The organism is Marinifilum sp. D714, assembly GCF_030851345.1.
Classification (GTDB): domain Bacteria; phylum Bacteroidota; class Bacteroidia; order Bacteroidales; family Marinifilaceae; genus Marinifilum.
Genome location: NZ_JALPNU010000019.1, coordinates 69170 through 76106 on the forward strand (window position 1 = coordinate 69170; position 6937 = coordinate 76106).

Here is a 6937-nt window from a genome sequence, read left to right on the forward strand (position 1 = left end):
TACTAATTATTAATTGCTTTTAAATGGCACAACTATTAGAAAATTACTCTCTAAAAAAACACAATACATTCGGCATTGAGGCAAAGGCCAAATATTTCTTCGAATTCGAAACCGAAGAAGAAATAAAGGATTTCCTAAAGAAGAATGATATCATAGATACCCAATACATTATTTTAGGAGGTGGTAGCAACCTTCTTTTTACCGAAGACTTTGATGGATTGGTACTTCATCCAAACATTACAGGCATTGAACTTCTTGATGAAGATGAAGACTCTGTACTGTTGCGCGTAGGTTGTAACGAAGAGTGGGATGAATTTGTTGAATGGGCAGTTAACAATGACCTATATGGTATCGAAAATCTATCTTTAATTCCAGGTAAAATTGGTGCTTCTCCAGTACAGAACATCGGCGCTTATGGTGTTGAGGTAAGAGAAGTAATCGAAAATGTGGAAGCCATATCTATCGAATCCAAAGATGCTGTGATTTTTAGTAACGCACGTTGTGAGTTTGATTACCGCAATTCTGTTTTCAAGAACGAATACAAGAACCTTTTCATCATTACTCATGTACAGTTCCGATTGAAAAAGAAAGCTGATTTCAAAATCCATTACGGCGCAATACAAAAAGAACTGGAAGCTTATAACGAAGTTAACCTGAAAAACATTCGTGAGGTAATTATTAAAATCCGCGAAAGCAAATTGCCCGATCCTGAGGAGTTGGGTAATGCGGGTAGTTTCTTTAAAAATCCGATTGTTGATAAGGAGAAAGCTGACAAACTAAAAGCACAATACGAAAACTTACCTACCTATGCAGTTAATGATATGGAAACCAAACTGGCTGCCGGTTGGTTAATTGAACAATGCGACTGGAAAGGCAAACGCTTTGGCGATGCAGGAGTGCATAAAGATCAGGCTTTGGTATTGGTAAACTATGGCAATGCCAGTGGCAACGACATCTTGAAACTAGCCAATGATATTCGCAAGTCGGTAATGTTTAAATTTGGTGTGAAGCTGGAGATGGAAGTGAATGCGATATAAGGATTCACGCAAAGAGCGCTAAGATATTTATAAAATAAGAACGCAAAGGACTAATGATATAGTTCTTTGCGTTTTTTATTTTTATTAGTCACCCCTTGACTTTCCTTTATTTTCCATATATAGTTAGAGCCAAGGCATTGCCTTGGCTCTACTTTTTTATTCCCTACTTCATGATTTTTCTTCGATTCAATTCATTCTGATATTTTCGGGCGTTGCGATTGTGTTCGCGAAGTGTACGCGCAAAGATGTGATAACCTGAAAAGTCAGGACTAGCACAGAAATAATAATATTTGTGTTTTTCGTAGTTCAGCACCGCATTTAATCCCGAAATGGAAGATTGACGGATTGGTCCCGGAGGTAATCCTCTGTACTTGTAAGTATTATAAGGAGAATCTATTCTTTTGTGCTTGTTCAGTACTCTTTTGATGCTAAAATCGCCCAAAGCAAATTTTAAAGTCGGATCGGCATCCAGCTTTATTTTACGATTCAATCGATTCATGTAAACACCAGCTACACGTGCCTTCTCATCGTTCTTAATGGTTTCCTCATCAACAATGGAAGCCAAAGTACTGACTTCAACAGGAGATAAGCCAATTTGTTCAGCCTTCCTCATTCTATTGGCATCCCAAAATCTTGAATACTCTTTATACATCCTATCCATAAATTCATTCGTATTGGTGTTCCAATACAGCTGATAGGTATTTGGTATAAACATGCCAATCACGGTTTCTGGCTTAAAACCATATTTTGCAATCAGTTTCTCATCTCGTAAAGCAGTCAACAAGCCAATGGAATCAGCTTCTATCTGTTTGGCAATTTTCCCGGCAAAATCTTCAAGGGTCCTGGTGTTGTTAAAGGTCAATTGAACTGGAACCTGAACGCCCGATCTTAGCAAATTTACCAGGTCGTTATTGCTCATTTTATCCTTAATCAAATAACGACCGCCATAAATGTGACTTGAGAAATTCTTCTTGTTCATCACCCATTCCAGGGAATTGGGATTTTTTACCCAATTATTCTCTTGAAGCAATGCAATTACATCGGTTTGATTTGCCTTACTTGGGATATACAAATATGCGGTTGACTCACCTTTTAAGTCGATATTTGAAGAGAAAATTCTTGTGTAAAGATTAAAGAGAATGACTCCTGCTACAATCAAGATCAACATCACAGAAATCAGGAATATTCTTAATGTTTTAGAACGAATGTTTTTTAATCGCAAAAAGTTTATCATTGCTTAGGGTTTGATTATACATGCTAAGTTCGCAAAAATAAAAGAAAAATAAATCATTTTAAAAGTTTCTATTGTTGATACTCTCTATCTACAGAAACCTCCTTTGTTTTTACCATTCTCATATTCCAATTCGTAGAGACAGCATTAATGCTGTCTTTACACCAATAGCAAATAATAATGGTAAACCCAAGGCATTGTCTTGGATCTACATTTCACACCTAAAATGCCCAATTGGGAGAATTTATAATTCTAACAACTTATCTTTAGTATCATGTAAATCATCTTGATACTTCATTTCCGGGTTAAACCACCTAATTCTATCTTTCTCCTCAAGGAGAAAAGAACACAGCTTCGATGAATTCTTCTATTTTTGTACTATGATTTAAAATTCGGAGTACGAACAATGCCAATCTTTGATAGCATGTAAATCACCTTGATACCTCATTGAGATACTGTTCTCTGTTAACTGCTCATTGTTAATTGTTCACTGATAACTGTTCACTGATAATTGTTATATTTGAATCACACAATTTTAAACTTACACACATGAACATTTCATCGAATTTCGATAGTGGTAAAATAGAGGTTATTGAAGCTCTTGATCCACAAAATATTCAATTGCGAATTCCAAACGATACAAACTCAGAACATTTCCAGTGGTTCCATTTCCGCTTAACAGGAATGCAGGAACAAGCTGTAAAAATGACCATTCAGAATGCAAGCGAAGCTTCTTATCCTGAAGGATACCAAGAATATTATGCAGTTGCTTCTTACGATCGTGAGTACTGGTTTAGAGTTCCAACCTTTTTCGATGGCAAAGAGTTAAGCATTGAGCATACACCGGAATTCAACTCGGTTTACTATGCTTACTTCGCTCCTTACACTTATGAGCAACATTTGGATTTGGTTCACAATGCACAAATGTCGCAGGAATGTGAATTGGTATCAATTGGTAAAACCGTTGAAGGCAAAGACATCGATATGCTAATTGTTGGCGAGCCTGATGAGAACAAAAAGAAAATTTGGGTAATTGCTCGTCAGCATCCTGGTGAAAGTATGGCGGAATGGTTTATGCAAGGCTTATTGGGCAAACTATTGGATGAAGACGATCCTGTTGCCAGAACATTGCTAAGCAAAGCGGTTTTCTACATTGTTCCTAACATGAATATCGACGGTAGTATTGCAGGTAACCTTCGTGTAAACACCAAAGGATTCAACTACAACCGCGAGTGGGCAGAGCCTAGCATCGAAGATAGTCCGGAGGTATTCCATGTTCGCAACTTAATGGATGAGTATGGTTGCGATTTGAATCTTGACATCCATGGTGACGAAGCATTGCCTTACAACTTTATTTCTGGTATTGAAGGAATTCCATCATTCGACGAGAGATTAAAAAATTTAACAGAAAATTTCATCAATACATGGATCGCTACATGTCCTGATTTTCAAGACACTCACGGTTATCCGAAAAACGAACCAGGAAAAGGTAACCTGGCAATCTGCTCAAAACACATTGGGGAACGATTTAAATGTTTATCTTTGACAATCGAAATGCCATTTAAGGACAATAATGATTTACCAGAACCTGAATGTGGTTGGTCTCCAGACCGTAGTATTTTACTAGGAGAATCAGTTCTTCAGCCAATTATGAAGGTAGTAGATCACTTAAGATAAGATATTAAAGACTATACTTCTAAGTATATTACTCGAAAGGCCCATACTCAAGCTTCCGTGAGCGTGGGCTTTTTTATTTCCTTTATTTTGTGTGATTGTAGCATACGTTGGCACAACGTCTAGAGAAGTAATTTTGAATTCATTAATTTTTAAAAATTCAATCTATTCCAAGCATCTTTTCCTGTTTTTTCATAAATCTCCTTATCAATTTTATACAGATCTATGTGTTCTTCTTCTTTTTCATACAATGGCAATTTTAACTCATCACATAGATATTGAGCTATCAATATTGCATCTTCGTATTTTTTAATTTTTTCGATGTTTATCTCAACTATTGTTTTGTCCTTCATAAAAAAGTAAATTTTGCAATATGATACTATGCTTTTATAATAAGGTTGAGGATTTCTCGCATCAGGGTAATAGCGAATATTTGAATAATAAGATATTACAAGAATGTTTTTAGTGTCAATTGGTACATTTGATCTAGAAACTTCTCTTTTTTTTATCCATCTAAAAATGTAATGAACAATCACTTTTTTCTCATTTTCTAATTTAATTAAATCAATCTTTCTTGATGAGAAAAAAAACAACACAACAAATGCTAAAATCCAATATTGATCAATAATGTATGCTATCAAAATTGTAAAAATCACCTGAAATAGTATTAGAAATCTATTTGGCATTACACCTTCTCTATAGTTTTAAACCATACATTAATTTATAAATACATTAATGAAACAAACCATTTAAAATCTTGGAGAATCCTAAAAGTTACTTTCTTTTTTATATGTAACAGAATCCTAAATTTAATAATTCTATCATCTATTATCATAAATAACAATTGATATTTTAAACTTTTTCAGAATAATATTGTTTGTTCCTCCTATGATTTGTCTTGGGATAAAAAGCTTTGGTATATATCGGTGCGCTGCACCTTAATTTCTTATAAACATTTTTTCTATAAATATTACGCAACTCTGTTGCTTGATTTACATGATTGCATGAATATGGTATGGAGTACCTGAATATTTATAGAATGATATTTCTTGTTTCACCTGTGATTTATTTTGGGATAACAAGCTTTGATATATATCTGTGCGCTGCACCTAATTTCTTATAAACATTCCTTTCTATAAATATTACGCAAGTCTGTTGCTTGTTTTACATGATTGCATGAGTATGGTACGGAGTACCTGAATATTTATAGAATGATATTGTTTGTTCCTCCTAAGGTGCAGCGCACCGTTATATAATTTTGTCTCTTATTATTTTGATTTTAAATCAATGATCAATAATTTCAATACAATCAATATTAATTCATTATGGGCGATACATACTCACAATCTTATTTCCATTTGATTTTTGCTGTTCAAAATAGAATGGCACTCATACATAAAGACTGGAAACAAGAACTTGAAAAATATATTACAGGGATCATTCAAAATCAGGGTCACAAACTTATTGCCATAGGATCAATGCCAGATCACATTCATATTTTTATAGGATACAATCTTAATCAGAAAATTCCGGAGTTGGTGGAAATCATAAAGACATCAAGCAATGGTTGGATTAAAGAAAAAAGATTTACCCCCTCTAAATTTAGTTGGCAAAAAGGATATGGTGCATTCTCTTATGCACATTCTCAAATTGATTCCGTTGCCAAATATGTGTTAAATCAAAAAGAACATCATATGAAAAAGTCCTTTAAGGACGAGTATTTGGAGATATTGAAGAAATTTAATGTTCCATTTAAAGAAAAATATCTGTTTGATTTCATTTGAGACTTAGGATATATATCATCCTGAAATAAAAAATTAACATCTTCATGTTTTCGGGCCCGATTCTTGTAAACTTTTTTCATATTTTTAAACAGAAAGCAGAAAAATATGAGATCATACAAATACATACTGGGCCTCATCCTATTCTTTTCCCTGGCTTCGGCTAATGCACAAGACTTAAGCAGAGTCGATCAGGTGCTTGGAGGATATCCTGCCAACTTTTCTTCCACCGAAGAGCTTTCTCTTAAAATCACTCGTGATTTTTCAACTGATTTGGAGAAAGTAAGAGCTGCCTATACTTGGATTGCATTGCATGTTGCCTACGATACCAAAGCTTTGGGAAAGCCTCAAAGAGTGCACTTTTCCTATCGATCACAAGAAGAGCTGGAAGCCAAAAAGAAACAGTTCCGAGCAGATTTGGCCCTAAAAACTTTAAAAAGGCGCAAAGCTTTGTGCGAGGGTTACTCTACCCTATTTCAGAACTTGTGTCGCCACATGAATATCGAATGCGAAATTGTTTCGGGTACTGCTCGTAGAATGATTTCGGAGATAGGTCGAGAAAACTTGCCATCGAATCATGCCTGGAATGCTGTGAAAATAAATGGAAGCTGGCAATTGATGGATGCAACCTGGGCTGCCGGATGGGTAGATTATTCAAAAATGAAATTCAACAAGGAATTTTCATCGGCTTACTTTGCTTCTGATCCTGATGAGTTTACCATGAAACATCTGCCCGATGATAAAAAATGGCTCCTTACCAGTAAAATAAAGAACAAAGCCGATTTTGCTACTCAGCCCATGCCTTTTAAAGCCTTTTTGGGCAAAAATATAAAGCTGATTGCTCCACAAAAAGGAACTTTGGACATTGTCAAATCCTCAGGCATGCAATTTCTTTTGCAAAACGTTCCGCCCAATACTGAAGTGGCCTATCATTTTAAGAAAGAGAAGTTCGGACAAAAAGTACAGTCATCTTCTAAAGCAGACATGCTTGGCTTTACCATTTATCCGAATGTAATAAAAGGAAAAGATGAGTTGGTAATCTATTTTGATGGAGTGCCAGCCCTAGGGTATAAGGTACATGTGAAGTAAGTATTTCATTTTCTATCTTTAGCAGGATTTATGTCTTCCCCTGAAATAGCTTGACACAAAAAGTCAAGAGCATGAAGAAAGGAAAAGAAGCCATGTTAACCGATAACATGCAGGGATTTATTCAA

6 protein-coding genes are annotated in these 6937 nt (G+C 35.2%); 4 read left to right on the forward strand and 2 right to left on the reverse strand.

Annotation, left to right across the window (positions count from 1 at the left end):
• The first annotated feature begins 23 nt into the window (after positions 1-23).
• The gene (murB, locus tag M0051_RS15275) at positions 24-1037 is read left to right on the forward strand and encodes a UDP-N-acetylmuramate dehydrogenase (protein ID WP_306742369.1); all 1014 of its coding nucleotides are present in this window, start codon (positions 24-26) and stop codon (positions 1035-1037) included.
• Between the two features lie 163 nt (positions 1038-1200).
• Here the strand turns inward: murB and mltG are convergent, their stop codons facing one another.
• Positions 1201-2271 carry an endolytic transglycosylase MltG gene (mltG, locus tag M0051_RS15280; RefSeq protein ID WP_306742370.1) on the reverse strand — a complete coding sequence of 357 codons (1071 nt, stop codon included), beginning with the start codon at positions 2269-2271 and terminating at the stop codon, positions 1201-1203.
• Between the two features lie 546 nt (positions 2272-2817).
• Between mltG and M0051_RS15285 the strand changes: the two genes are divergently transcribed.
• A complete protein-coding gene (locus M0051_RS15285; protein WP_306742371.1) occupies positions 2818-3945 on the forward strand; it encodes a M14-type cytosolic carboxypeptidase in 1128 nt (375 codons plus the stop codon).
• Positions 3946-4094: 149 nt separating this feature from the next.
• Here the strand turns inward: M0051_RS15285 and M0051_RS15290 are convergent, their stop codons facing one another.
• Positions 4095-4598: a hypothetical protein gene (locus tag M0051_RS15290; RefSeq protein WP_306742372.1), complete on the reverse strand. Its 504-nt coding sequence runs from the start codon at positions 4596-4598 to the stop codon at positions 4095-4097.
• Positions 4599-5267: 669 nt separating this feature from the next.
• Here M0051_RS15290 and tnpA point away from each other — a divergent pair.
• Complete coding sequence (gene tnpA / locus M0051_RS15295) at positions 5268-5726, forward strand: IS200/IS605 family transposase (protein WP_306742373.1); 459 nt, start codon at positions 5268-5270, stop codon at positions 5724-5726.
• A 105-nt stretch (positions 5727-5831) separates the two neighbouring features.
• Positions 5832-6812, forward strand: coding sequence for a transglutaminase domain-containing protein (locus tag M0051_RS15300; protein WP_306742374.1), 981 nt, complete (start codon positions 5832-5834; stop codon positions 6810-6812).
• The last annotated feature ends 125 nt before the right edge of the window (positions 6813-6937 follow it).

What these genes read in the sequence shown, in the direction of transcription:
- mltG (WP_306742370.1), bottom strand. Translation starts at nt 2,271, where the DNA reads ATGATAAACTTTTTGCGATTAAAAAACATTCGTTCTAAAACATTAAGA.
- M0051_RS15285 (WP_306742371.1), top strand. Translation starts at nt 2,818, where the DNA reads ATGAACATTTCATCGAATTTCGATAGTGGTAAAATAGAGGTTATTGAA.
- murB (WP_306742369.1), top strand. Translation starts at nt 24, where the DNA reads ATGGCACAACTATTAGAAAATTACTCTCTAAAAAAACACAATACATTC.
- tnpA (WP_306742373.1), top strand. Translation starts at nt 5,268, where the DNA reads ATGGGCGATACATACTCACAATCTTATTTCCATTTGATTTTTGCTGTT.
- M0051_RS15300 (WP_306742374.1), top strand. Translation starts at nt 5,832, where the DNA reads ATGAGATCATACAAATACATACTGGGCCTCATCCTATTCTTTTCCCTG.